This is a genomic window from Priestia koreensis (assembly GCF_022646885.1).
Classification (GTDB): domain Bacteria; phylum Bacillota; class Bacilli; order Bacillales; family Bacillaceae_H; genus Bacillus_AG; species Bacillus_AG koreensis_A.
The window spans coordinates 641,397-663,067 of record NZ_CP061868.1; the positions used below are offsets into that span (position 1 = coordinate 641,397).

The 21,671-nt window shown below is 39.1% G+C and carries 25 protein-coding genes and 1 riboswitch; of the genes, 15 read left to right on the forward strand and 10 right to left on the reverse strand.

Annotated elements, in window-relative coordinates; genetic code table 11:
* Positions 1-155: 155 nt before the first annotated feature.
* The 4 genes from IE339_RS03215 to IE339_RS03230 all read left to right on the forward strand — a co-directional run bounded on the left by IE339_RS03215 (position 156) and on the right by IE339_RS03230 (position 5,395).
* The gene (locus IE339_RS03215) at positions 156-1,031 is read left to right on the forward strand and encodes a Cof-type HAD-IIB family hydrolase (protein ID WP_242173491.1); all 876 of its coding nucleotides are present in this window, start codon (positions 156-158) and stop codon (positions 1,029-1,031) included.
* Positions 1,032-1,202: 171 nt separating this feature from the next.
* Complete coding sequence (locus IE339_RS03220; protein WP_242173494.1) at positions 1,203-2,720, forward strand: coproporphyrinogen III oxidase; 1,518 nt, start codon at positions 1,203-1,205, stop codon at positions 2,718-2,720.
* A 263-nt stretch (positions 2,721-2,983) separates the two neighbouring features.
* A complete protein-coding gene (locus IE339_RS03225; protein WP_242176096.1) occupies positions 2,984-4,603 on the forward strand; it encodes a long-chain fatty acid--CoA ligase in 1,620 nt (539 codons plus the stop codon).
* Positions 4,604-4,615: 12 nt separating this feature from the next.
* On the forward strand, positions 4,616-5,395 hold the full coding sequence (locus IE339_RS03230; protein ID WP_242173497.1) for an enoyl-CoA hydratase: 780 nt from the start codon (positions 4,616-4,618) through the stop codon (positions 5,393-5,395).
* Between the two features lie 60 nt (positions 5,396-5,455).
* On the opposite strand, the gene IE339_RS03235 is transcribed toward IE339_RS03230, so the two are convergent.
* Positions 5,456-5,641: a YhzD family protein gene (locus IE339_RS03235; RefSeq protein ID WP_053400727.1), complete on the reverse strand. Its 186-nt coding sequence runs from the start codon at positions 5,639-5,641 to the stop codon at positions 5,456-5,458.
* Positions 5,642-5,759: 118 nt separating this feature from the next.
* Between IE339_RS03235 and IE339_RS03240 the strand changes: the two genes are divergently transcribed.
* The 4 genes from IE339_RS03240 (at position 5,760) to IE339_RS03255 (ending at position 9,253) form a co-directional block, all read left to right on the forward strand.
* The gene (locus tag IE339_RS03240) at positions 5,760-6,659 is read left to right on the forward strand and encodes an ABC transporter ATP-binding protein (RefSeq protein ID WP_053400728.1); all 900 of its coding nucleotides are present in this window, start codon (positions 5,760-5,762) and stop codon (positions 6,657-6,659) included.
* Entirely contained in the window at positions 6,652-7,887 is a 1,236-nt protein-coding gene (locus tag IE339_RS03245) for an ABC transporter permease (protein ID WP_242173500.1), read from the forward strand. The genes IE339_RS03240 and IE339_RS03245 overlap by 8 nt, the downstream gene beginning before the upstream one ends.
* A 149-nt stretch (positions 7,888-8,036) precedes the next feature.
* Positions 8,037-8,978, forward strand: coding sequence for a 3'-5' exoribonuclease YhaM (gene yhaM, locus IE339_RS03250; protein ID WP_053400730.1), 942 nt, complete (start codon positions 8,037-8,039; stop codon positions 8,976-8,978).
* A gap of 80 nt (positions 8,979-9,058) precedes the next feature.
* On the forward strand, positions 9,059-9,253 hold the full coding sequence (locus tag IE339_RS03255; protein ID WP_242173502.1) for a sporulation YhaL family protein: 195 nt from the start codon (positions 9,059-9,061) through the stop codon (positions 9,251-9,253).
* An 81-nt stretch (positions 9,254-9,334) separates the two neighbouring features.
* Here the strand turns inward: IE339_RS03255 and IE339_RS03260 are convergent, their stop codons facing one another.
* Entirely contained in the window at positions 9,335-10,210 is an 876-nt protein-coding gene (locus IE339_RS03260; protein ID WP_242173504.1) for a peptidylprolyl isomerase, read from the reverse strand.
* 225 nt (positions 10,211-10,435) lie between these two features.
* Here IE339_RS03260 and IE339_RS03265 point away from each other — a divergent pair, with 225 nt between their 5' ends.
* Both IE339_RS03265 and IE339_RS03270 read left to right on the forward strand, forming a co-directional pair.
* On the forward strand, positions 10,436-10,522 hold the full coding sequence (locus IE339_RS03265; RefSeq protein ID WP_083446465.1) for a YjcZ family sporulation protein: 87 nt from the start codon (positions 10,436-10,438) through the stop codon (positions 10,520-10,522).
* A gap of 61 nt (positions 10,523-10,583) precedes the next feature.
* The gene (locus IE339_RS03270) at positions 10,584-10,667 is read left to right on the forward strand and encodes a YjcZ family sporulation protein (RefSeq protein WP_083446466.1); all 84 of its coding nucleotides are present in this window, start codon (positions 10,584-10,586) and stop codon (positions 10,665-10,667) included.
* Between the two features lie 109 nt (positions 10,668-10,776).
* Here the strand turns inward: IE339_RS03270 and IE339_RS03275 are convergent, their stop codons facing one another.
* Complete coding sequence (locus IE339_RS03275; protein ID WP_053400733.1) at positions 10,777-10,956, reverse strand: hypothetical protein; 180 nt, start codon at positions 10,954-10,956, stop codon at positions 10,777-10,779.
* Positions 10,957-11,609: 653 nt separating this feature from the next.
* On the opposite strand from IE339_RS03275, the gene IE339_RS03280 reads away from it, so the two are divergent.
* The gene (locus IE339_RS03280; RefSeq protein WP_242173505.1) at positions 11,610-11,954 is read left to right on the forward strand and encodes a DUF1878 family protein; all 345 of its coding nucleotides are present in this window, start codon (positions 11,610-11,612) and stop codon (positions 11,952-11,954) included.
* Here IE339_RS03280 and IE339_RS03285 read toward each other — a convergent pair.
* Both IE339_RS03285 and IE339_RS03290 read right to left on the reverse strand, forming a co-directional pair.
* Positions 11,944-12,546 carry an HTH-type transcriptional regulator Hpr gene (locus IE339_RS03285; protein WP_242173507.1) on the reverse strand — a complete coding sequence of 201 codons (603 nt, stop codon included), beginning with the start codon at positions 12,544-12,546 and terminating at the stop codon, positions 11,944-11,946. The two genes, IE339_RS03280 and IE339_RS03285, sit on opposite strands and share 11 nt — an antisense overlap.
* A gap of 142 nt (positions 12,547-12,688) precedes the next feature.
* Positions 12,689-13,060, reverse strand: coding sequence for a YtxH domain-containing protein (locus IE339_RS03290; protein ID WP_242173509.1), 372 nt, complete (start codon positions 13,058-13,060; stop codon positions 12,689-12,691).
* A 221-nt stretch (positions 13,061-13,281) separates the two neighbouring features.
* Between IE339_RS03290 and IE339_RS03295 the strand changes: the two genes are divergently transcribed.
* Positions 13,282-13,476 carry a membrane protein YhzF gene (locus IE339_RS03295; RefSeq protein ID WP_053399359.1) on the forward strand — a complete coding sequence of 65 codons (195 nt, stop codon included), beginning with the start codon at positions 13,282-13,284 and terminating at the stop codon, positions 13,474-13,476.
* 40 nt (positions 13,477-13,516) lie between these two features.
* Here IE339_RS03295 and IE339_RS03300 read toward each other — a convergent pair whose 3' ends face one another.
* From IE339_RS03300 to IE339_RS03315, 4 genes are all read right to left on the reverse strand, one after another.
* Entirely contained in the window at positions 13,517-14,038 is a 522-nt protein-coding gene (locus tag IE339_RS03300; protein WP_242173511.1) for a tryptophan transporter, read from the reverse strand.
* A 128-nt stretch (positions 14,039-14,166) separates the two neighbouring features.
* The gene (serC, locus tag IE339_RS03305) at positions 14,167-15,255 is read right to left on the reverse strand and encodes a 3-phosphoserine/phosphohydroxythreonine transaminase (protein WP_242173513.1); all 1,089 of its coding nucleotides are present in this window, start codon (positions 15,253-15,255) and stop codon (positions 14,167-14,169) included.
* Between the two features lie 140 nt (positions 15,256-15,395).
* On the reverse strand, positions 15,396-16,043 hold the full coding sequence (locus IE339_RS03310; protein WP_242173515.1) for a pentapeptide repeat-containing protein: 648 nt from the start codon (positions 16,041-16,043) through the stop codon (positions 15,396-15,398).
* A 150-nt stretch (positions 16,044-16,193) separates the two neighbouring features.
* Positions 16,194-16,625: an HIT family protein gene (locus IE339_RS03315; RefSeq protein ID WP_242173517.1), complete on the reverse strand. Its 432-nt coding sequence runs from the start codon at positions 16,623-16,625 to the stop codon at positions 16,194-16,196.
* A gap of 675 nt (positions 16,626-17,300) precedes the next feature.
* Here IE339_RS03315 and IE339_RS03320 point away from each other — a divergent pair.
* From IE339_RS03320 to IE339_RS03330, 3 genes are read left to right on the forward strand one after another with little or no spacing between them, the layout of a single operon-like run.
* Positions 17,301-18,044, forward strand: a complete 744-nt coding sequence (locus IE339_RS03320; RefSeq protein WP_242173519.1) for an ABC transporter ATP-binding protein — start codon at positions 17,301-17,303, stop codon at positions 18,042-18,044.
* Positions 18,037-19,248 carry an ABC transporter permease gene (locus IE339_RS03325; RefSeq protein ID WP_242173521.1) on the forward strand — a complete coding sequence of 404 codons (1,212 nt, stop codon included), beginning with the start codon at positions 18,037-18,039 and terminating at the stop codon, positions 19,246-19,248. Before IE339_RS03320 ends, IE339_RS03325 begins: the two co-directional genes overlap by 8 nt.
* Before the next feature lie 21 nt (positions 19,249-19,269).
* On the forward strand, positions 19,270-19,980 hold the full coding sequence (locus IE339_RS03330) for an EcsC family protein (protein WP_242173523.1): 711 nt from the start codon (positions 19,270-19,272) through the stop codon (positions 19,978-19,980).
* A 145-nt stretch (positions 19,981-20,125) separates the two neighbouring features.
* On the opposite strand, the gene IE339_RS03335 is transcribed toward IE339_RS03330, so the two are convergent.
* Entirely contained in the window at positions 20,126-21,331 is a 1,206-nt protein-coding gene (locus IE339_RS03335) for a M20 family metallopeptidase (protein ID WP_242173525.1), read from the reverse strand.
* A gap of 245 nt (positions 21,332-21,576) precedes the next feature.
* A riboswitch (cyclic di-GMP riboswitch) is annotated at positions 21,577-21,662 on the forward strand.
* Positions 21,663-21,671 lie beyond the last annotated feature (9 nt).

Here is a 21,671-nt window from a genome sequence, read left to right on the forward strand (position 1 = left end):
TTCTTTTGCATAAAGAGACGAGCGTTTAGGATAGGATCATGACTGTCAATGATCCTATCCTTTTTCTGTTGTAATAGTTCTAAAAATCTCTTTTTTCTCATAAGCGTTTAGTAAGCACGTTAAGTATAGACAGCTTGCGAGAGGAGATTATGAAGATGACTTATCGCTTATTAGCTCTCAATATTGATGGGACTATTCTAAATAGCCAAGGACGTTTAACAAAAGAAACAAAAGAGGCCATTTCTTATGTAAAAGAAAAAGGGGTGGACGTAACACTCGTTACCAATAGACATTTTCTATCTGCTAAGAAATTTGCTAAGGCATTGAAGTTACCTTCCTCTTCCTTATTAGTGACGCACAGCGGGGCCTTTATTGGTTCCTCAGTTGATAAGCCGTTTGTGAATAAACGAATCAGTGAAGATACCACGTATGCGATTGTACAAATGCTTGAGCACTTTGATTGTCATATCCGGATTATGCATGAGCGCTTTTCCATTGGAAACCGTGTGAAGCTTCCGAATCAATTAACGTCTAAAAATGTTCTACGTTCCGGTGAACCGCTGTTTTATCCGCTCCAATTCGTCGATTCGCTAGAAAACACGCTGTATAATGAGCCGGTATCTACCCCGAAAATTGAAGTGTTTTTTGCCAATCGACGTGAAATGGAGCGCGCAGAGGCGACCGTTGCTTCAGCAGTAAAATCAGTTGATTGGTTCTCATATCCTCATGAACATAGATGCTACATCACAACAAAAGGTGCTTGCAAAGCAACAGGTCTGCGTGCAGTAGCACAGCAACTTGGAATTCCGATGGAGGACGTTGTCGTAATTGGAAACTGCCACGATGATGTGGAAATGGTTGAACAGGCAGGTATGGGTGTTGCAATGGGGCATGCACCGAACGAGTTAAAAAGGGTGGCAAAATGGATTACACGCTCGAACAATGAGAATGGAGTCGCGTATATGGTGAAAGAGCTATTCCGAAAGCAGCACCGCATTGGCTACTTATATGACCTAAAAACGATTAAATAAAGAATGAGGCTACAGGCGATGAATGCTTGTAGCTTTTTTGTTATTCACCAAATTGATTAGTCAAAGGTTGAATTTGATATACTGAAAACAAAGCAACTAATATTGACCCATCTGAAGTTGTTCAGTACACTAAAATAAGTTTATTAAATGTTGTTTCGAAAGGTGAGTTAAATGAAAGTTTATATAGAAGGAATACAAGATGAGCGCTTTCAGCGTCCGTTACAGCTCATTACGGATTTATTTTACGAAGAATCATCGGTTTCACTAACCGAAGAAAACGAAGCAGAGTTAAAAGCGATTGTGCAAGTGGATGTGTCTACAACCGTTACCGCTATTATTACGTTGACTGAATTGGCAACTGGAACTGAATACAGTGCTTCGTTTGAAAAAGAGCTCGGTACATACGAGACAGAAAAAGAGCGTTTTAAGCAGATTAAAAACACGGTTCTTCACGTCTATCTTCTAGTTCTTCAGGATCTAACGGGAATTGAACAAAAATGGGGGATTCTAACTGGTATCCGCCCCACAAAGCTTCTCCACACGAAGTTGCAAAACGGGGAAACAAAAGAAGAAGCGCATCATCAATTGAAGGAAGATTATTTGCTTTCTGATGAGAAAATTAATCTGTTGCAGCAAATTGTTGATCTTCAATTAAAAGTTGTACCAGACTTATATGATTTGTCAAAAGAAGTGAGTATTTACATCGGTATTCCATTTTGCCCGACAAAATGCGCTTATTGCACGTTCCCAGCCTATGCAATCAATGGTCGTCAAGGATCTGTTAATTCATTCCTAGGCGGTCTTCATTATGAAATGAAAGAAATGGGACGATGGATGAAGGAGAAGGGCATTAAGATTACTACGATTTATTATGGTGGGGGAACACCAACAAGCATTACGGCAGAAGAGATGGACATGCTGTATGAAGAAATGTACGAATCATTCCCTGATGTGAAAAACGTACGTGAGATCACAGTTGAAGCAGGGCGACCGGATACGATTACGCCTGAAAAGCTGAGCGTGCTGAATAAATGGAATATTGACCGTATAAGCATTAATCCACAGTCCTATATCCAAGAGACGCTAAAAGCAATCGGTCGTCATCATACGGTAGAAGAAACGATTGATAAATTCCATTTAGCAAGAGAAATGGCCATGAACAATATCAATATGGATTTAATTATCGGTCTTCCTGGTGAGGGCGTAGAGGAATTTCAGCACACTCTAAATGAAACGAAAAAGCTGATGCCAGAATCACTTACGGTTCATACGTTATCATTTAAGCGCGCTTCTGAAATGACGAGAAACAGACAGAAGTACAAAGTAGCCGATCGTAACGAGATTTCGGATATGATGCAAATGGCGACAGACTTTACGGAAAAAGAAGGCTATGCGCCTTACTATCTGTATCGTCAAAAAAATATTTTAGGCAACCTTGAAAACGTCGGCTATGCGCTTCCCGATCAGGAAAGCATCTACAACATTATGATTATGGAAGAGAAACAAACCATCATCGGTCTTGGCTGCGGGGCGTCAAGTAAATTTGTTCATCCAACGACAGGTAAAATTACACGCTTTGCTAACCCGAAAGATCCAAAGTCATACAATGATAACTTCGAGCATTATACAAATGAAAAAATTAACATCTTAAACGACTTATTTAGTGAAGAAGCAACGATTGAAAACTAGAAAGAAAGGTGATCGTTTTTAGCGATCGCCTTTTTTATATGGAAAAATTGAATGGTTATTCATTTTTTCAGGTTAAGGGAAAGGATTTAATAAAGATTTGCGGAATATATACCATGTATGTAGTTTTCTACCGAAGTTTGTCTAACGGAAAATGGAATAATTAAACAATCTGGAGCTTGACAAAGCAAAAGATCGTTCATTAGACCTTTGATGAAAACTCAATTTTTGTAAGCGTTTCCTATAAAGGCGTGGGGTGATGAATGATGATGAATGTACAGCTAACAATTCCAACCATGATGGAAAGAGCAGAAAAGTTTTTCCCAAAAAAGCAAGTCATTTCGAGATCTTCAAATGGGATCAAACGTTTTACGTACAAAGAAATTGGCAAACGAACAAGGCAATTAGCAAATGTGTTAGAGCGTTTAGGTGTCAAAAAAGGAGAGGCAGTAGGAACGCTTGCCTGGAATCATCACCGTCATTTAGAAGCGTATTTTGCTATTCCAGGTATTTCGGCATTGCTTCATACGATTAATATACGCCTAGATCCACAGCAAATCGCGTATATTATCAATCATGCAAAAGACAAAGTACTGTTAGTGGATGATTGCTTTTTACCGCTTCTTGATGCGATTAAAGACCATATCCCAACGGTAGAAGCCATTATTGTCATGACAGATGAAGAGTCGGTTCCGTCTACAACGTTAACAAATGTATACGAATATGAAGCTTTACTTAAAACGGGGAGCGAGACGTATCCGTTTAGCACAGACATTAACGAGAATGATCCAGCAGGACTTTGCTATACGTCAGCGACAACGGGTAACCCAAAAGGTGTTGTCTATACGCATAGAAGCATCTACTTGCATAGTATGGCGCTTGGTTTAGCAGATACTTGTGCGGTATCAGAGCAAGATATCGCGATGCCAATCGTACCGATGTTCCATGTGAACGCATGGGGATTCCCTTTCGCATGTACATGGTTTGGAACAAATGTTGTAATGCCGGGGCCATTTTTTACGCCTAAAATTTTAGCGGAGCTTATTGAAAGTGAAAAAGTCACGATTGCAGCGGGTGTTCCAACGATTTGGATGGGTGTTTTAAAAGAAATGGAAGAGAGAGAATATGATTTTAGTCACGTTCGATCGTTTATTAGTGGAGGATCGGCAGCACCTCGTGGAATTATTGAAAAGTATGAAAAGAAATTTGGCGTACCGTTTGTTCAAGCCTATGGGATGACTGAAACCAGTCCGCTCGTTATGGCATCCGTATTAAAGAGCAATCAGCAGGCGCTTCCAGACGAGGAGCGCTATGAGTATAAAGCCAAGCAAGGAATGATTATTCCTGGTGTTGATATGAAGGTTATAGGAGCAGAAGGAGAAGTCAAATGGGACGGGAAAGAAATGGGCGAGTTGTTGCTCAGAGGTCCTTGGATTGCCTCCGAATATTTAAATGATGAGCGTACGGCCGATGCCTTTCACGATGGTTGGCTTCACACAGGTGACGTCGTAACCGTTGATGAAGAAGGTTTTGTCAAAATTGTGGATCGCACGAAGGACTTAATCAAAAGCGGTGGGGAATGGATTTCCTCTGTTGATTTAGAGAACGCTCTTATGGCTCACGAAGGAATTTTTGAGGCGTCTGTTATAGCTGTACCTCATGAAAAGTGGCAGGAGCGTCCGGTAGCCTGCGTCGTTTTGAAGGATGCCTATAAGGATCAAGTAACAAAGGAAGAAGTGCTTGCCTTTTTAGCGCCGCAATTTGCGAAATGGTGGCTTCCAGATGATGTGTTATTCATGGAGGAAATTCCAAAAACCTCTGTCGGAAAGTTTTTAAAGCGAAAGCTTCGTGAACAAGTTCTTGAGCAGTATCAATCAAATTTGTAGGAGGAATGAAGAATGGCTGTTGAAACAAAATTAGTAGAGTTAACATATGAAGATCGCGTAGCGACGATGATTTTAAACCGTGCAGATGCTCTAAATGCATTAAATCTCGAAATGTTAAAGGAGGTGCTTTCTGCTCTTCAACACGTAAAAGAGCAGGGGGCAGATTTCCTTGTCATTAAAGGAAGCGGAAAAGCCTTCTCAGCGGGTGGCGATATAAAAATGATGCTGGCACCGTCACACGACGAATCGTTTGGAGATGTGATGGGTGTCATTAATCAGCTTATTACAACTCTTTATCAGCTTCCGACTATTACGATTGCAGCCGTAAACGGGGCAGCTGCTGGTCTTGGTCTGAGCTTAGCTCTTGCCTGTGACTACATTATTGCTGACGAACGAGCGAAGCTCGCAATGAATTTTATTGGAATTGCGTTAATTCCTGACGGTGGAGGTCACTTCCTTTTAGAAAAAAGAATGGGTGCTCACGAAGCGAAGAAGCTGATTTGGGAAGGCGAAGTATTAACCGCACAGCAAGGGTTAGATAAACATATTATTGACGAAACAGCATCTGATTTAGACGCTGCTGTTGAACAAAAGGTAGGCGCTTGGAAGAAGAAGCCTGTCCTTGCAATGAAAAAAACGAAAGACATTTATGTATCTCAATCCCTTAGTCAATTGAAGGCTTCCCTTGAAATGGAAAAAGAGGGACAAGCACAGATGAATCAAACAAAGGATCATCGTGAGGGAATTGAAGCCTTTGTACAAAAGCGTCCACCAGTTTTTACAGGTCAGTAATAAAACGTTCATAGACTTTTAATCAAAAAGAATCCTAGGAAGGCTCCTAGGATTCTTTTTTTAGCGATGAAATAAGACAAGTTTTCCAGCTGCAGATGTACAGCGGTGTGTGTGCTCTTCGAACTTTAGCTCAGATAAGCGTTCAGTCCCTTTTTGCTTTGCTTCTGCTTCAGTTGAAGCTTCAAACGTTTCATCTATTAATTTCTCTCCTGACTTCTCAAAAACGGTTAATGTATACGCTCCCATTTTTTAGTCCCCCTTGTTGTGAAAAATAGTATATCTATAAAGTTCTCATGTTATTGGTAAATTCCTGCTATAATGTAAGAGAAACATTTTTTACCATACAGTTGAAAGGGGACATATGATGGCATTACAAATTGAACATGTCACGAAGCGCTTTGGGGATTTTACAGCCGTAAATAATTTATCGCTGACGATACCTGAAAAAGAAATTTTTGGATTTTTAGGAGCAAACGGGGCAGGGAAAACAACAACATTCCGTATGGCGCTAGGTCTTATCGACATTAGTGAAGGAAACATAAAGTGGAATGGGAAAAATATTACGTACGACAGTACAAATGTTATCGGGTATCTTCCGGAGGAAAGAGGATTATATCCAAAGCTGAAAGTCCAAGATCAGCTCGTTTATTTAGGAAAGTTAAAAGGTGTAAAAAAGAAAGATATTATAGACCGCATGCACGTCTGGCTAGAGCGTTTTCGAATTCCAGAGTACGCCACAAAGCGTGTAGAGGAGCTATCAAAAGGAAATCAGCAAAAAATTCAGTTCATCGCCTCTGTTATTCACAACCCCAAACTACTCATTTTAGATGAACCCTTCAGTGGATTAGATCCAGTTAATGTTGAGCTGTTAAAAAGTGCCGTCCTCGATCTTAAAGAGCAGGGAACGACCATTATGTTTTCGAGTCATCGCATGGAGCACGTTGAAGAGCTTTGCGAAAATCTGTGCATTATGCACAAAGGTCAGCCTGTTGTTCAGGGACGATTAAAGGAAATTAAGCGTTCATTCGGAAAGAAGAATTTAATTGTTCATGCAGAAGGAGATATTGAACATATCACTCAATTGCCTGGTGTTGTCAAAAGTAAAAAAACAGCAGAGGGATGGGAGCTTCAAATTAGTGAAGAGAGCGTCTCACAGTCTATTTTTCAAGAGTTGTCAAAGGCGACTTTCGTTCGGAAGTTTGAAATTGAAGAACCTTCCTTAAATGATATTTTCATTGAGAAAGTAGGTGCTTCGTATGAGTAAGTTTTGGATTGTGTTTTTTCATACATATTTGAACAAATTGAAATCAAAGTCGTTTATTATTACGACCGTTATTATGTGTGTAGCGTCTTTAATTCTTACAAACATTAATCACATTGTTGAGCTCTTTAATGGGGATGACAAGGTGAAAGTAGGTGTGATTGATGAAAGTGGAGAGTTGTTTACCCCTTATCAAGCACAGCTTAAGAAAATAAATCCAGATATTCAATTAGTCAAAGCAACTGATGAAAAGAAAGCACAGAAAAAGGTAACGGATGAAACGTGGAAAGGGTATATGATCGTTTCGTTAAATGACCAAGGGCTGCCACAAGGAGGCTATCGCTCGGAATCTATGGCTGATATGGATGTTCCGACGGATTTAGAACAAGGCCTACAGCAGCTGAAAACGACGATTGCTTCTAGCAAAGTAGGATTAACTGCTGAGCAAAGCCAGCTTCTTTATACACCGGTTTCGTTTGATAAAAAAGCACTGGACAAAGGGGCAAAAACGGAAGATGAGCTAAATCAGGCACGCGTACTTGTTTATATTTTATTGTTCATCATTTATATCTCCGTCATCACGTACGGAAGCATGATCGCAACAGAGGTTGCAACGGAAAAATCTTCACGTGTGATGGAAATCTTAATTTCAAGCGTGTCACCTGTTACGCAAATGTTCGCGAAAATTTTGGGAATTGCGCTCCTTAGTCTGACACAGTTTGTGCTTCTGTTTTTAGTAGCAGGTTTTTCAATGTTCCAAAATAATAGAGAAGCATTAGACGCAATTGATATTCAAGGAATGTCGGCCTCTATTCTTGTTTACGGCATCGTCTTTTTCTTATTAGGATACTTATTATTTGCAACGATGGCTGCCTTCTTAGGATCGCTTGTAAGCCGTACAGAGGACGTACAGCAAGCGATTATGCCCATTATGATTTTAATTGTGGCTGCCTTTGTGATTGCTGTACAGGGACTAGGAACTCCTGAAGCCACGTTTATTAAAGTGACGTCCTTTATCCCGTTCTTTACACCGATGATTATGTTCTTACGCGTGGGTCTTCTCACAATTCCTGTATGGGAAGTAATGATTGGAATGGCGATACTGGTTGTAACCATTATTGCACTTGCCCTGTTTGGTGCTCGTGTTTACCGCGGTGGCGTTTTAATGTATGATAAGCATTCGTTCTTTAAAGGAATTAAAAAAGCGGTTCAGCTTACTAAAAATCAATAATCATATCCTTTTAAAAACCATCTGATGTATGAAAGCAACAGATGGTTTTTTCTCAAACTCTTTCATGTCAAGGGTTCACGAATTGATGTTTACTGCGTGACAGTGATAAAATGAATATACATACAATGTAGAAGCTGGGAGGGTTCTGGATGACAAAGGGTATTTTAAGTCATGAAGTAGGAGAGCAAGTTAATTTATATTTGCTTGTTAAATCATCTGTTAAAGGCGTTGCGAGCAACGGCAAGCCATTTTTAACATTGATTTTGCAGGATAAAACAGGGGATATTGAAGCGAAGCTCTGGGATGCATCACCAGATGACGAAATTCATTATGCTCCGCAGCGAATTGTAAAAGCAGCTGGAGAAATCATGAATTACCGTGGACGTAACCAACTTAAGATTCGAAACATTCGTCCGGCTAACGCCAACGATCCTGTGCAAGTTTCCGACTTTTTAGAAGTAGCACCACTCAAAAAGGAAGAAATGGTGGATGTGATTACACAGGCCATTTTTGATATGAAAAACCCAAGCCTTCAGCGGATTACAAGACATCTTTTAAATAAATATCAGGCGCAGTTTTTAGAGTATCCAGCCGCGACGAAAAATCACCATGAATTTGTGTCAGGTCTTGCTTACCATGTTGTGTCGATGTTAAAGCTGGCAACGAGTATTTCCGAACTTTATCCGTCTCTGAATCGGGATCTGCTGTATTCAGGTATTATTTTACATGATCTCGGAAAAGTAATGGAGTTGTCGGGTCCTGTAGCCACTACGTATACGGTAGAAGGAAATCTAATTGGTCACATTTCCATTATGGTAAATGAAATCGGCAAAGCAGCGGAAGAGTTAAAAATTCAAGGTGAGGAAGTAATGCTCCTTCAGCATATGGTATTATCTCATCATGGAAAACTGGAGTGGGGCAGTCCGAAGCAGCCGCTTATTAAGGAAGCAGAAATGCTTCATTTAATCGATAACATTGATGCAAAGATGAATATGTTAGATCGTGCGCTTGATAAAGCAAAGCCTGGTGAATTTACGGAGAAGGTATTTGCACTCGATAATCGTTCTTTTTACAAGCCAACGAATTTATAAGCCTGTCCTTTTAATGGAATAAATCCCTAATCTTGTACATATAGTGATCGTAAGTACAAGTTGTATAGGGAGGAAAAAAGATGTTTACACTACCTTTTTGGATCTATTTGGTCGTAGCGGGTATTTTCTTTAGTGGGTTTATGGCAATTAAAACAGCACAGCAAGATCGTGAAGTAGAAGACGAGTTTATTGAAAAAGAAGGCGAAGTATATATGGAGCGTTTGGAGCAAGAACGCGAACGACGCAAAGATGTCAATCAAACGTCCTCAATCTAATAAAAATAAGTGCCTGCAAATCAGGCACTTATTTTTATATCGAAAAAGGCCCGTCCAAAAAAATGGACGGGCTTTTTTGTATTATTTTGCGTTAGAGTCGCCAGTATCAACAGCGTCTTTAAGATCTTTATCTTTTACTTTTACGTCAGCATCTTTTAAGACTTTATTAACAGCTGATTGAAGTTTAGATTGATCCACTTTTTGAAGTTTTAGCTCGTTTTCAAGCTCAGGCTTCATTTTTTTGAATGATTCTAACTTCTTCTTGTCTGTTAACTTGATGATGTGATAACCAAATTGAGATTGTACTGGTTGACTTACTTCCCCAACTTTTAAGCTGTAAGCCGCTTTTTCAAACGCCGGGTCCATTGTTCCAGTACCGAAGAATCCTAAGTCACCGCCTTGTTGAGCAGAACCAGGGTCTTGAGAATATTCTTTTGCAACCTTCGCAAAATCTTCACCTTTATCAAGCTTCGCTTTTACTTCTTTTGCTGTTTTTTCATCTTTTACAAGGATGTGGCTAGCTTTAATTTCAGGCTTTTTCTCTTCGTATGCCTTTTTCAAGTCAGCTTCGCTAACTTTTACACCGCTTGTTGCAGCTTTTTGACGAAGAAGATCAATTTTGAGCATGTTTTTAATGTACGCTTCACCGTTTTGTTGTACAGCTGCTTGGTATTGATCTTGATATTGTTCTTTCAATTTATCCATTTGGTCTTTAAGTTCTTTATCAGTTACTTTATATTTTTTACTTAATACTTTTTCATCCACAAGGTCACGAATTGTTTGGTCACCTACACGACTTTTCATTGCTTCATATAAGTCGTCTTTTGTAATATTCCCAGCATTCGTTTCTACAACAGCTTTAGAGCCGTCTCCTGAAGATTTGCCATCTGCGCTGCTACATCCTGTTAGAGCGAGAAGTCCTGCTGCAGTTGTTAAGGCAACTAAACTTTTCTTCATATGTTCATACACTCCTAATTTTTAGATTTACTCACAGTATGCCCAAATCACACCATATACTATATCACATGAACTCATTGTAACGAAACTTGAGCCAAAATGAAAGCATTTTACGATGTAGATGACCGTCACGCGATTATTCTTGTCATAATGAGCCATCTGCCTAGACGCAAATTTAGTGCTATCTGCATAGTATGAACTATCAGTAGAAAAGGGGGTGCTCTTATGGGTCACGCTTATGGAGCTGGTTTCGCGTTAATCGTAGTACTATTCATTCTTTTAGTTATTGTTGGTAGTGCTTATATCTACTAAGCCTTTGTTTGAAGCCAACGTATACTAATTGAGCGTTAGAAAAAGTTAGGAGGAACTGCATATGACAGCAGGTTATGGAAATGGGATGGCATTGATTGTAGTACTGTTCATTCTACTAGTTATCGTAGGGGCTATGTACTGCTAATATTAGCTCGAAAGTGTATTTTGGGTGAGAAGGTAAATAAATTGCTTATATGAACACACATTAAAACGGTGAAGAAGATCCTTCACCGTTTTCAACTATTGTATGAAGTTTATGTAAATAGAACTTCGATGTAGGACGAGATTAATAAAAAGGTAACAAGTATATTAATAGTGCGGAACACCCTAGGGCGTCGTTCTTCAGGAATTTCTTTTCGCGTACATAATGTATTCGTTAAAGCGTTAATGTAAAATAAGATAAATACAGCTAAAACAATATATAAGATTGTCATTGAGTACATTCCTCCAACATAAATAATCTTCGCGTTCGTTGACCGGTATAAATTACATATTAACATTATCAAATATTTCAACAAATGACCATATATTTTGAATCCACTTCTTACATTTCCCCCCTAACGGAAGGGCTGTTAGGGGGGAAACGTAAGAAGCATAAGCGTCGGTCGTCACCCTTACGGGTTTCCTTCCTCCGCATATGAAGGGCATTTTCGTGGGCGGGTTCAGGGTGTCTGGTAGGCTTGATGTTTGGGTGATTTACCGATTTTTAATGTATCACCCTTGTAGAAAGTCATGTTTGGGGTGATGCGAGAAGTATGAGGGTCGGTCGCCTGTCTTTGCAGGCTTCCTTCCTCCGCATATGAACCCCTTTTATTTTTAGATCCACTTCTCATAGTTCCCTCAACGGAAGGTCTGTTAGGGGAACTATGAGAAGCATAAGTGTCGGTCGTCACCCTTACAGGCTTCCTTCTTCCGAATATGAAGGGCATTTTCGTGGACGTATATGTGAAGAAGTTTTATCTATTCCTTGCATATTACCCTTAATGGCTTAACGGAAAGCTTTCATTTAGGAGTGTTATAAGTTGGAAGAAACGTAGGATATACGCTAAAATAGAGGGTAGACATATTGAAGGAGTAGGGAAAGTGGATGGAACCATTAGAAGCTCGCGTTAGGCGCTTAGAATATTATATTGAATTGGCATTGGATGCAAATGGCGTACATAAGAAGCCTTTTTTTGAGATGGTGATTCAGCACGAGTTGGAAAAGGAAGAGGTAGCAGCTATTTATAAGTTGTGTGAAGAAGTTTATGAGCGATATGTACAGCAAAAAAAAGAAGGGCTTGTGAATTATATGCCGCTTCTTACGCATTTTGTTGGAATGTTGAACATAAAGTTACCCCCGCATCAAACCATTCAAGCTCTTTGGGAGCAAGGAATATATACTGATTTGATGAAGGAGTTATTTATGCTGTCATCTCAGGTTAAAGGTTAGGTGTAATTTCTTCTGTTTCGGTTTCTTGTTTGTCCTTTTTGATCAGTGTTCCATCTCGTTCTTCAAATTCGTTTTCAATGTTGGTAAATGACGTTTCAAAAATGTTCATGAAATCGTCACCGTATATTTTTCTGATAATTGACATTAATTCAATAAATTCTGGAAATTTACCATATAAAGATTTCAATGGAAGGGCGCCGCTGAAGATAGCGTTCTCTTTTGGATCATAGCTTTCCATTAGGGCAAGTAAAATTTCTTCGCCAGAAGGTGTCAATTCAATGTACGTGTTTCGTTTGTCGCTTTCTTTCTTTGAAAATTTGAGAAGACCACGTTCTTCAAGTTTCTTTGAAAAATTGAATGCTGTTGAAACGTGCATCACGCCAAATTTGGCAATTTCGGAAATCGACGCACCTCTTAAGTGATAGGCAATCCACAGAATATGATGCTCATTAATGTTCAAGTCATATGGTTTGATCCAATTTTGCCAATCCTTTTCTACCGTTTTCCATAAAGCTTTGCTTAATTGCGTAATCTTTTGGCTAAAAATTAGTGCTTCTCTTAAACTAAATTCTTGATCGTTTTTCCTCATCATTTCACCTGCTTTATTGTACTCTCATTTTTTTATATTGTTATCTTCTATTATGCCAATAAAATAAAAATTTATAAAGATATAAATTTACAAAATTTTTAAATTAAAAAGAAAGAAGACAAAATATCTTCTTTCTTTCCGGTTTTTATTCACTTTTTTGTGGTGATGGAAGTTCATTTTCAAGGGATGTAAGCGATTTTTCAATTTCCGTTATATGTTCCTGGATCGATTCCTGATGAGGCTTAATTTCTTTCTGCCAATTTTGTACGGATTTTGAAACATCTTTTGCAACATTTTTCACTATAGTATTTCCTTCCTTCACAGCTGTTGCAACGGAGTTTTTAACATCCACCGCTTGATTTTTAATATCCTTTGCTACGGTTGTAGCCGCATTTTTTTGCGTTTGAATCGTTAGTCTCGCTTCTTTTCCTGAGCGAGGGGCTGACAAGAGAGCACTTACTGCTCCAGCAACTCCACCAGCGACCATTCCAATTGTAAATAACTTTACTCTACTCATCTCATCACAGCTCCTAATTATAGTTTAAATATGCGATAGCTATGTATACTCTTGTACATATCTATGTAACTTACGCATAAAGTTTATAAAGTAGCATTTCGGTGGCCAAGTGGCCTGTTCACTTTTATTTTAATGAAAAAAGCACGTTCCTTCTATATATATGTAACCATTCACGACTTTGAATAAACAGTTTTACTGAAAAGAAGGTAGGGGAGAGTATCATGAATACATTTACGTTATTTTTATTTGTACTCGGCGTAGGTCTCGTTTTAGGTTCATTTCAGTCGTTTGTTTTAATGAAAAAGAGTGCTTCTTTTCCTCCAAAGCATGTGTTAAAGAAGAGAGTGTCTACCTTTGGTGTAAGTGGTGTTTCTGTCCTTCTTGTTGCCATCATTATTCACTATACCGTTGGGTAAAAAAGAAAGGCAAACACGTTAGTGTTTGCCTTAGTTTGTTTTACATTGCTGTTGTAACCATTTTTGTGCGTTTTACAATCGATGTAACGATTGGATAAATTACGATCATGACAATGACATTTACAACTGCAGTAGGTAATACCACTGCAACGATTAATGCCATAAATCCTCCAGGTAATCCTGCAAATGCAAGAGCGGTTCCTAGGAAAAGTCCACCAGAAATGATGGTGCCAAGGCCAGTTAGAATGGCCGCCTTTACAACAGAGTTGCGCATTTTGCGTACAACCACTACCATTGCTAAAAAGACAAAAGCTGTAATTGGTTTTTCAATTACGTTTGCTACTTGGCCTCCAGGGAAGCTTGTTGTTAAAGCAGAAATAATACCTGTCGTAATTCCAACTAGTAAAACGCTTTTTGCGTTAGGAAATAGCAAAATACCTACAAACATCATTGTTAATAACAAGTCTGGCTTCATTCCTAACAGTAGGGGTGGCATAATTGAATGCAGCACCGCACCAATCCCTACTAACAATGATAATGTAACTAATTCTTTTGCTCTCATAACTCATCTCTCCTCTTCTAAGCTACTCTCTTTTATTCACCAATGGTGCTCCTATGCCCATTGCGTAAATAGTTAATTTGTATTATAGCACATCCTCTTTTAAAGTAAAGAAGGGGATATTTGTAACATTATAGAAATCGTTTTCGGAACGTTTCCATAAAATTAGCAAGCGCCTGACACGCTTCTAATGGGACAGCGTTATACGCTGATGCACGGCATCCTCCGATTGAGCGATGTCCATTTAATCCAACAAAGCCAGCTTCTTTTGCTTGTGATAAAAACTCTTTTGTCAGTTCTTCAGACGGAAGAGTGAACGTGATGTTCATAAGAGAACGGCTCTCTTTTTCCGCATGAGGTCGGTAAAAATCAGGATAAGCTTCCATTTGGTTATAAATTAACGCAGCTTTTTCATGGTTTTTTTGCTCGATGCCCTCAAGACCACCTTGTGTTTTTACCCATTCCAGTACGAGTGAGAGCATATAAATACCGAACGTTGGTGGCGTATTGTACAGGGAGTTGCTTTTCACGTGGGTACGGTAATCAAGCATCGTTGGAAGCTGATCAGGAATACGGGCTAGCAATTCTTTCTTTAAAATAACAAGCGTGACGCCAGAAGGACCTAAGTTTTTCTGTGCACCGGCGTAAATCATGGAAAATTTACTCACATCAATCTTTTTGCTTAAAATATCACTCGACATATCAGCGATTAAATCGATACCGTCAAGTTCTGGATATTGATGCCACTGTGTGCCAAAGATCGTATTGTTTGATGTGATATGTAGATAGGAAAGGGTGTCTTTAGGTAAAATGATTTCATTTTGTTTCGGAATGGAACGATAATTATTTTCATCTGTAGTAGCAATAACCGCTGTTTTTCCAATTTTCTTCGCTTCTTTTAGTGCTTTTTCAGACCAGCTACCTGTTAAAACATAGCCAGCTGTTTGATCCGCAGCTAAAAAGTTCATCGGAATCATAGAAAACTGCAGGCTCGCTCCGCCTTGAAGAAAGAGGATTTCGTAATTTTCAGGAATATCAAGGAGTTCACGAAGATTCTGTTGCGCGTTTAACAGAATTTCTTCAAACTCGCCGCTTCGGTGAGACAGTTCCATCACAGACATACCTGTCTGGTGATAATTAATAAATTCTTTCTGAGCTTTCTCAAGTACTTCTAGGGGAAGGGCGGATGGACCGGCGTTAAAATTGTACGTTCGTTGCATGCAAAATGAACCTCCTAAAGTAAAAAAAGAATATCTCTATACTACCACGTAAAAAAAAAATTCCAAGTGTGTTTTTGGAATTTTCGAAATAACTAGAATTTATTTTCTGTCCATAAAAATACCGGGTATATGGCCGGGGTTTATTCGATTATTTGCAGTCCGAGAAGCCGGGCAAAGCCAATGGCCTGGTGAGGAGAAACTTGGCATCCTTTTAAGTTCTCAATGGAGACGTGAAGCTGTTCAAACATACAAGTGCTAATATCAATGCCATTCAGCTTCGTTTCGGAAAAATCTGCATCGTCTAGATCACTTTGATAAAACGTTGCTTTTTTTAAGAGACAGTCAAAGAAGTTTGCGCTTCTGAGCATAGACGTCATAAAATTTACCTGCTTCACACTAGCATCCGTGAACGCACTTAGCTTTAAATCACAGTTTTCAAATACAACGTTACCTAAACTCCCTTTAGAGAAATCAACGCCCAAAAGCTTGCAGTCCTTGAATGCAACACGGTGAATAATTCCTTCTGTTAGCGTAGAGTTGGATAGGTTGCAGTTTTCGAAAATTACGTCCGTTAAATCAATTTTGTGAAAATCACAATTTAAAAACGAAACGTTTTTGAAGATAATTTTTGAAAAAATAGCACGTTCGAACACTTCGTTGTTAAGTTCAACATCTGATACAAGGCCGTTAATGAGCTGATAGTCCTCTTCATAATACATGTCATGGAAATTTAGTTTCTCAAGGTTTGCCGGAATTTTAGGGGACTCTAACTTTTGAATCGTTTTCATCGTATATGACTCCTTTTTAAGCGATCTTACTTATACTGTATAGAAAATAAAATTCTCTTATAAGACTTTATTTCTAAAAAAAAGTATGTACAAGCAATGTCACAAAGGCATAAAAAAAGAAGCGCAGGTGCTGCGCTTCTTTTGTACACATTATAGGTTTGCAGCAATACCATCTGCGATTTCTTTTAATTGCTCAGGTGTATACTCGCTTGTGTTGGTTTTCCATACAGCACCAAAACCGTCGCCTTCACCGTAGCGAGGAATGAGGTGCATATGATAATGGAAGACAGATTGTCCTGCTTTTTCACCGTTGTTATTCAAGGTGTTAAGACCGATTGGATTATACGTCTTTTTAATTGCTTGAGCAATGGATGGAACGACTTCAAATACGTTACGCGCAATTTCTGGAGTTAGCTCGTATACGTCTTTTTTATGTATTTTAGGAATAACGAGGGTATGTCCCTTTGTTACTTGGCTAATATCTAAAAAGGCAATTACGTGTTCATTTTCAAATACTTTAGAAGCAGGAATTTCTCCGTTAATAATTTTGCAGAAAATGCAATTTTCATCATGAGTACTCATTACATTCATCCTTTCTACGATTCAAATTATGTTTATTTTACCATAATGTCGTAGAGATAAGAAAATAGAAAAGCGGAGTGCGATCGTAGGACGCACCCCGCTTTGGAAAAGAAGAAGGGAAGAAAAAGTTAGTTGTCAACACTCAACGTTGCTTTTAGGAACACCTCATTTGCAATTTAACATGCTTTCATAAATGTTATGTGTTATCAACAAATTGTCTTTAACAAGCACCTCATTTAACAGCAATATTTAAATGCCGTAATACTGAAACAATAGGACCTCGATATTTGCATATACTGGTCTTTAACAAACACCTCATTTAATTATAAAATGATTTACAGTTTGTTTACGCTACAGTTCAATGACTACGTTCATGATTACCATCCCCTTAATACAATCGTGGGCAAACTTTTTATTAATGGTATCTGCATCAAAGGATGCAAACGTGATTAACAAAAGTGACTGCTCGTTAACACTGTTTTGTCATCCCCTCTTCACTATATAGAATGTCCGCTTTAGCCAAAGATTATATATGGTAAAATAATGAAATTTTAGTACACTAAGATAAACAGGGATTGTTCACGATATGTGACGAGTTGTTGATGTATGAAATGAACTTTGCATCGAAGACATGGTAAAATACGTATAACATGTTGTGTGGAAAAGGAGACAGATATGAATAAGTTATTACAAGTAACGAACTTAACTGGGGGATATACGAAAAATCCTGTATTAAAAGATGTATCGTTTGAAGTAAACAGCGGAGAGCTTGTTGGATTAATTGGTCTCAACGGAGCTGGAAAAAGTACGTCCATCAAACACATTATTGGTCTAATGGAACCAAAAAAGGGCCAAATCGCCATTAACGGAAAAACGTTTCAACAAGATACAACGGCCTACCGATCACAATTTACATACATTCCGGAAACGCCTATTTTATACGATGAACTAACGCTTCAGGAACATTTGGATTTAACGGCTATGGCGTACAATGTGGATCGTAGCGTCATGAAGGAGCGATTGCCGAAGTTATTGAAAGAATTTCGAATGGATAAAAAGCTAAAATGGTTTCCCGCTCATTTTTCCAAAGGAATGAAACAAAAGGTAATGATTATGTGTGCCTTTTTAGTAGAGCCTTCTCTTTACATCATCGACGAACCGTTTCTAGGACTTGATCCGCTAGGGATTCAATCACTGTTAGACTTGATGACGGATATGAAGCGCCAGGGAGCCGGCATCTTAATGTCGACGCACATTTTGGCAACGGCCGAGCGTTATTGTGATAAATTTATTATTTTGCATAACGGAGAAGTGCGTGCCAAAGGAACGTTAGGTGATTTGCAGAGAGAATTTAATCTTCCCAATGCCACGTTAGATGAAATTTACATCGAGCTGACAAAGGAAGAAGCGTATGAATAATGTAAATGAACTTTGGAGCAAACGATTTAAAGAATATAACAACGAAACGAAGCGCTATTTAAAATACATGCTTAATGATCACTTAAAGTTTGTGCTTATTTTCGCTATTGGTGGAGGAGCGTATTATTATCAGCAGTGGCTCGCTACGCTTTCAAGCAGCTTCCGCGGAGAGTGGATTATTGCTTTGCTGCTTGGTTTGATTGTGACTAGAAGCCCGATCGCAACGTTTTTTAAACAGCCAGACCTGGTGTTTTTATTGCCAATGGAAGAAAAATTAAAGACGTATTTTCGTAAATCGGCTACAGCGAGCTTTGTTTTGCAGCTATATAGCATTATTATCGGCGTGGCGGTCCTTTCGCCTCTTTATATGAAAATGACGGGCAATTCTTTTAACGCAATTCTTTTATTATTTGTGCTGATGTTGGTCATAAAAGCATTAAATATGTCCATGCAGTGGAGCAGTAATTATTTTCAAGAGCCTTCAAGTAGATGGGTGGATCTCATTGTCCGCTTTATGCTAAACATGGCGTTTATTTATCTATTTGTATTAAACGCATATCCGCTGTTTATTGTAGCAGTTGGGGTATTGCTTGTAGCGTTAACCGCTTATTACCGCGCGCTAACAAAGAAAAAGCCACTGCCGTGGGAACAGCTGATCGAGCTTGAAGAACGCCGCGTGCGCTTTTTCTATCGAATGGCAAATATGTTCACCGATGTACCTCACGTAAAAGAGCGGGTAAAAAGACGGAAATATCTTGATGTGTTTTTATCAAATATTCCGTTTGCTGCATCAGCTTCATATCGTTATTTGTATACGCGCTCTTTTCTTCGTGCCGGGGACTATTTAGGATTGTTTCTTCGTCTGAGCGTCATTGGCATTGCACTTGGCTGGTTCATTCCATTTCTATATGGAAAGATTATCGTTACGATTTTATTTGTTTATCTCACAGGCTTTCAGCTTATGACCATGTGGAAACAGTATGATTTAAAGCTATGGACAAGGCTGTACCCAGTTAGTAGTGACGTTCGTCTTCGTTCGTTTCTACAATTATTAAAGGGGATCTTACTTCTTCAAACAGTTGTTTTATCACTTGTTCTTTTATTTACGAACGTAATGGCTGCAATCATTACCTTAGTGATTGGCGTTTTATTTAGCATCGTATTCGTCAATACTTACGTAAAAAGAAGAGTTCAGTTTAAGTGATCTCATAAAGGAGTGGGAAAGATGCTTTCATATGAACAGAGAGCACTAAAGGATGCCGAGAATTGGCAGGATCAATGGCTAAAAAGAGCCTCCATCACGCAGCGCATGGCCAAAAAAGTACAAGATCAAATTAATAACCGAATTCCAGTTAAAGTTCATCAGGTCGTCACGGAAAGCATTAAAAAGATGGTCGAAGCCACTGTTATGGGTTCAAACTTCACGACTAAGCAGAAAGATGTTCGTGACTTAAGCTTTGAGGCGAAAGAAGAGCTGGTCGTGAAGGTGATGGATAAGTATAAAAAAATAGCAGCAGTTGAAGGTGCAGGGACAGGTGCTGGTGGCATCATGTGGGGGCTTGCAGACTTCCCGCTGTTATTATCCATTAAAATGAAATGCTTGTTTGAAATCGCAACCCTTTACGGGATGGATATTAAGCGTACAGAAGAGCGGGTATTTTTACTTTATATTTTTCACCTCGCTTTTTGCAGTCACGATGAGCGTGAAAAAATTATGAACATCCTTGAAACGTTTGAACATCATAAAAAAGAAATGGCGACAATTGATTGGCGAACGTTTCAGCAGGAATATCGTGACTACATTGACCTGGTCAAACTTCTTCAGCTCGTGCCAGGGATTGGTGCGGCTGTCGGTGCCTATGCGAACTATAATCTTCTCGATCATCTAGGTGAAGTTGCGATGAACGTTTATCGATTACGATTATTGAAAAAGTAGTGGTGTCATTTAAGAGTTAGCTCATTGTAGCTAACTCTTTTTGTATGTTTCAAGAAAGAGGAGATGGATGCAGTTCATAAATATAACGGTACCTTTAGAGTTCAAAGAAAATCCCGACCATGAGAGGCCGGGATTTTTGTTTTGGTTACTTTGCTACTTTTTCATTCACAGTCTTTTCGTTTGTTAAATATTCACATGTTGCTTTTCCTAAAACCTTTGCTGCAATGAGCATAGCGTTTTCATCAAAATTGAATTTTGGGTGATGATGTGGATAAGCATATTCAGTTTCAGGTGCTTTGGCTCCAGTGAAGAAGAATGCTCCTTTTACTTTTTCAAGGTAGTATGCAAAGTCTTCAGCACCCATTTCAGGATCAATTTCTTCCACAGTTGTTACCTCGCTTACGCTTTTCGCTGTATCGACGACAAACTGCATTTCCTGCTCGTGATTCACAACAGGAGGGTACCCGCGGTGGAACGTATAATCATAGTCTACGTCAGAAGCAAGCGTTACCCCTTTAATAATTCGTTCAATATCCTCCGCGATCGTTTGACGAACGCTTTCTTTAAAGGTGCGAACGGTTCCCTTTAGAGCAGCCTGGTCAGCGATTACGTTAAAGGCATTATCTGAAACGAAAGAACCAATGGATAAAACCGCCGCATCAATTGGATTTACGTGGCGACTTACAATTTGCTGAAGGTTCGTCACGAGCTGAGAAGCAACTAAAATCGAATCTTTACATTTATGAGGCTGTGCACCGTGACCGCCTGCTCCTTTGATCGTTAGTTCAAAACGATCTGCTGCAGCCATAAATGGCCCGACACGATACTGAATGGTTCCCGTTGGTGCTGTTGCCCACAGGTGAGTACCGAAAATAACATCCACGCCATCTAGACAGCCGTCTTCAATCATCGGTTTTGCCCCGCCTGGTGTAAGCTCTTCGGCATGCTGATGAATCAGTACAACGTTTCCATGAAGCGAATCACGCATCTCATGTAACACCTTTCCAAGTACCAACAGAGTAGCCGTATGTCCATCATGACCACAGGCATGCATAACGCCAGGAACCGTTGATTTGTAAGGAAGATCGTTGTCTTCATGAATTTGCAGGGCATCAAAATCGGCTCGTAGCGCAACAGTTTGCCCAGGCTGTGCGCCTTTAATCGTAGCGACGATACCATTTCCACCCACATTTGTACGAATATCTACACCTAATTCTTCATAAAAAGCGGCAATATAAGCAGCTGTTTTATGTTCGTGAAAGGATAATTCGGGATGTTGATGAAGGTAGCGGCGAATGTCCACCATCTCAGGATAAGCAGATTCTAACTTAGTAAATAGCTGTTCAATCATTTTTATAACTCCCTTTCTTCGTATGTATAAAATTATTTGATATTTCTAATTATTATAACATTTCAGAGTGTTGATCGTTAAATAACTTGATTTTAGGAATTTGGTAGGTCTTAATAACTATACTGAAAATTCTTTTAATCAAAAAAACCTAGAAAATATCCAGGTTCTGTCGATAAAGTGTTTGTAGCCTAAAAATAGAAAGACAAAAGGTGGAAACACCTTGTATAAATATTGTAGAAAAATCATATCGAAAAAGGCAAACTTATTGAAAAATAAGGACGCAAAGCTACGGGCCTAATGTTTAAAAAACGATGGTAGCCGAGTTACCGAAAGGACTTTC

Bases quoted from the DNA above. Each gene is read 5' to 3' on its own strand.
- IE339_RS03215 (WP_242173491.1), top strand. From the start codon at position 156: ATGACTTATCGCTTATTAGCTCTCAATATTGATGGGACTATTCTAAAT.
- IE339_RS03220 (WP_242173494.1), top strand. From the start codon at position 1,203: ATGAAAGTTTATATAGAAGGAATACAAGATGAGCGCTTTCAGCGTCCG.
- IE339_RS03225 (WP_242176096.1), top strand. From the start codon at position 2,984: ATGATGAATGTACAGCTAACAATTCCAACCATGATGGAAAGAGCAGAA.
- IE339_RS03230 (WP_242173497.1), top strand. From the start codon at position 4,616: ATGGCTGTTGAAACAAAATTAGTAGAGTTAACATATGAAGATCGCGTA.
- IE339_RS03235 (WP_053400727.1), bottom strand. From the start codon at position 5,641: ATGGGAGCGTATACATTAACCGTTTTTGAGAAGTCAGGAGAGAAATTA.
- IE339_RS03240 (WP_053400728.1), top strand. From the start codon at position 5,760: ATGGCATTACAAATTGAACATGTCACGAAGCGCTTTGGGGATTTTACA.
- IE339_RS03245 (WP_242173500.1), top strand. From the start codon at position 6,652: ATGAGTAAGTTTTGGATTGTGTTTTTTCATACATATTTGAACAAATTG.
- yhaM (WP_053400730.1), top strand. From the start codon at position 8,037: ATGACAAAGGGTATTTTAAGTCATGAAGTAGGAGAGCAAGTTAATTTA.
- IE339_RS03255 (WP_242173502.1), top strand. From the start codon at position 9,059: ATGTTTACACTACCTTTTTGGATCTATTTGGTCGTAGCGGGTATTTTC.
- IE339_RS03260 (WP_242173504.1), bottom strand. From the start codon at position 10,210: ATGAAGAAAAGTTTAGTTGCCTTAACAACTGCAGCAGGACTTCTCGCT.
- IE339_RS03265 (WP_083446465.1), top strand. From the start codon at position 10,436: ATGGGTCACGCTTATGGAGCTGGTTTCGCGTTAATCGTAGTACTATTC.
- IE339_RS03270 (WP_083446466.1), top strand. From the start codon at position 10,584: ATGACAGCAGGTTATGGAAATGGGATGGCATTGATTGTAGTACTGTTC.
- IE339_RS03275 (WP_053400733.1), bottom strand. From the start codon at position 10,956: ATGACAATCTTATATATTGTTTTAGCTGTATTTATCTTATTTTACATT.
- IE339_RS03280 (WP_242173505.1), top strand. From the start codon at position 11,610: ATGGAACCATTAGAAGCTCGCGTTAGGCGCTTAGAATATTATATTGAA.
- IE339_RS03285 (WP_242173507.1), bottom strand. From the start codon at position 12,546: ATGATGAGGAAAAACGATCAAGAATTTAGTTTAAGAGAAGCACTAATT.
- IE339_RS03290 (WP_242173509.1), bottom strand. From the start codon at position 13,060: ATGAGTAGAGTAAAGTTATTTACAATTGGAATGGTCGCTGGTGGAGTT.
- IE339_RS03295 (WP_053399359.1), top strand. From the start codon at position 13,282: ATGAATACATTTACGTTATTTTTATTTGTACTCGGCGTAGGTCTCGTT.
- IE339_RS03300 (WP_242173511.1), bottom strand. From the start codon at position 14,038: ATGAGAGCAAAAGAATTAGTTACATTATCATTGTTAGTAGGGATTGGT.
- serC (WP_242173513.1), bottom strand. From the start codon at position 15,255: ATGCAACGAACGTACAATTTTAACGCCGGTCCATCCGCCCTTCCCCTA.
- IE339_RS03310 (WP_242173515.1), bottom strand. From the start codon at position 16,043: ATGAAAACGATTCAAAAGTTAGAGTCCCCTAAAATTCCGGCAAACCTT.
- IE339_RS03315 (WP_242173517.1), bottom strand. From the start codon at position 16,625: ATGAGTACTCATGATGAAAATTGCATTTTCTGCAAAATTATTAACGGA.
- IE339_RS03320 (WP_242173519.1), top strand. From the start codon at position 17,301: ATGAATAAGTTATTACAAGTAACGAACTTAACTGGGGGATATACGAAA.
- IE339_RS03325 (WP_242173521.1), top strand. From the start codon at position 18,037: ATGAATAATGTAAATGAACTTTGGAGCAAACGATTTAAAGAATATAAC.
- IE339_RS03330 (WP_242173523.1), top strand. From the start codon at position 19,270: ATGCTTTCATATGAACAGAGAGCACTAAAGGATGCCGAGAATTGGCAG.
- IE339_RS03335 (WP_242173525.1), bottom strand. From the start codon at position 21,331: ATGATTGAACAGCTATTTACTAAGTTAGAATCTGCTTATCCTGAGATG.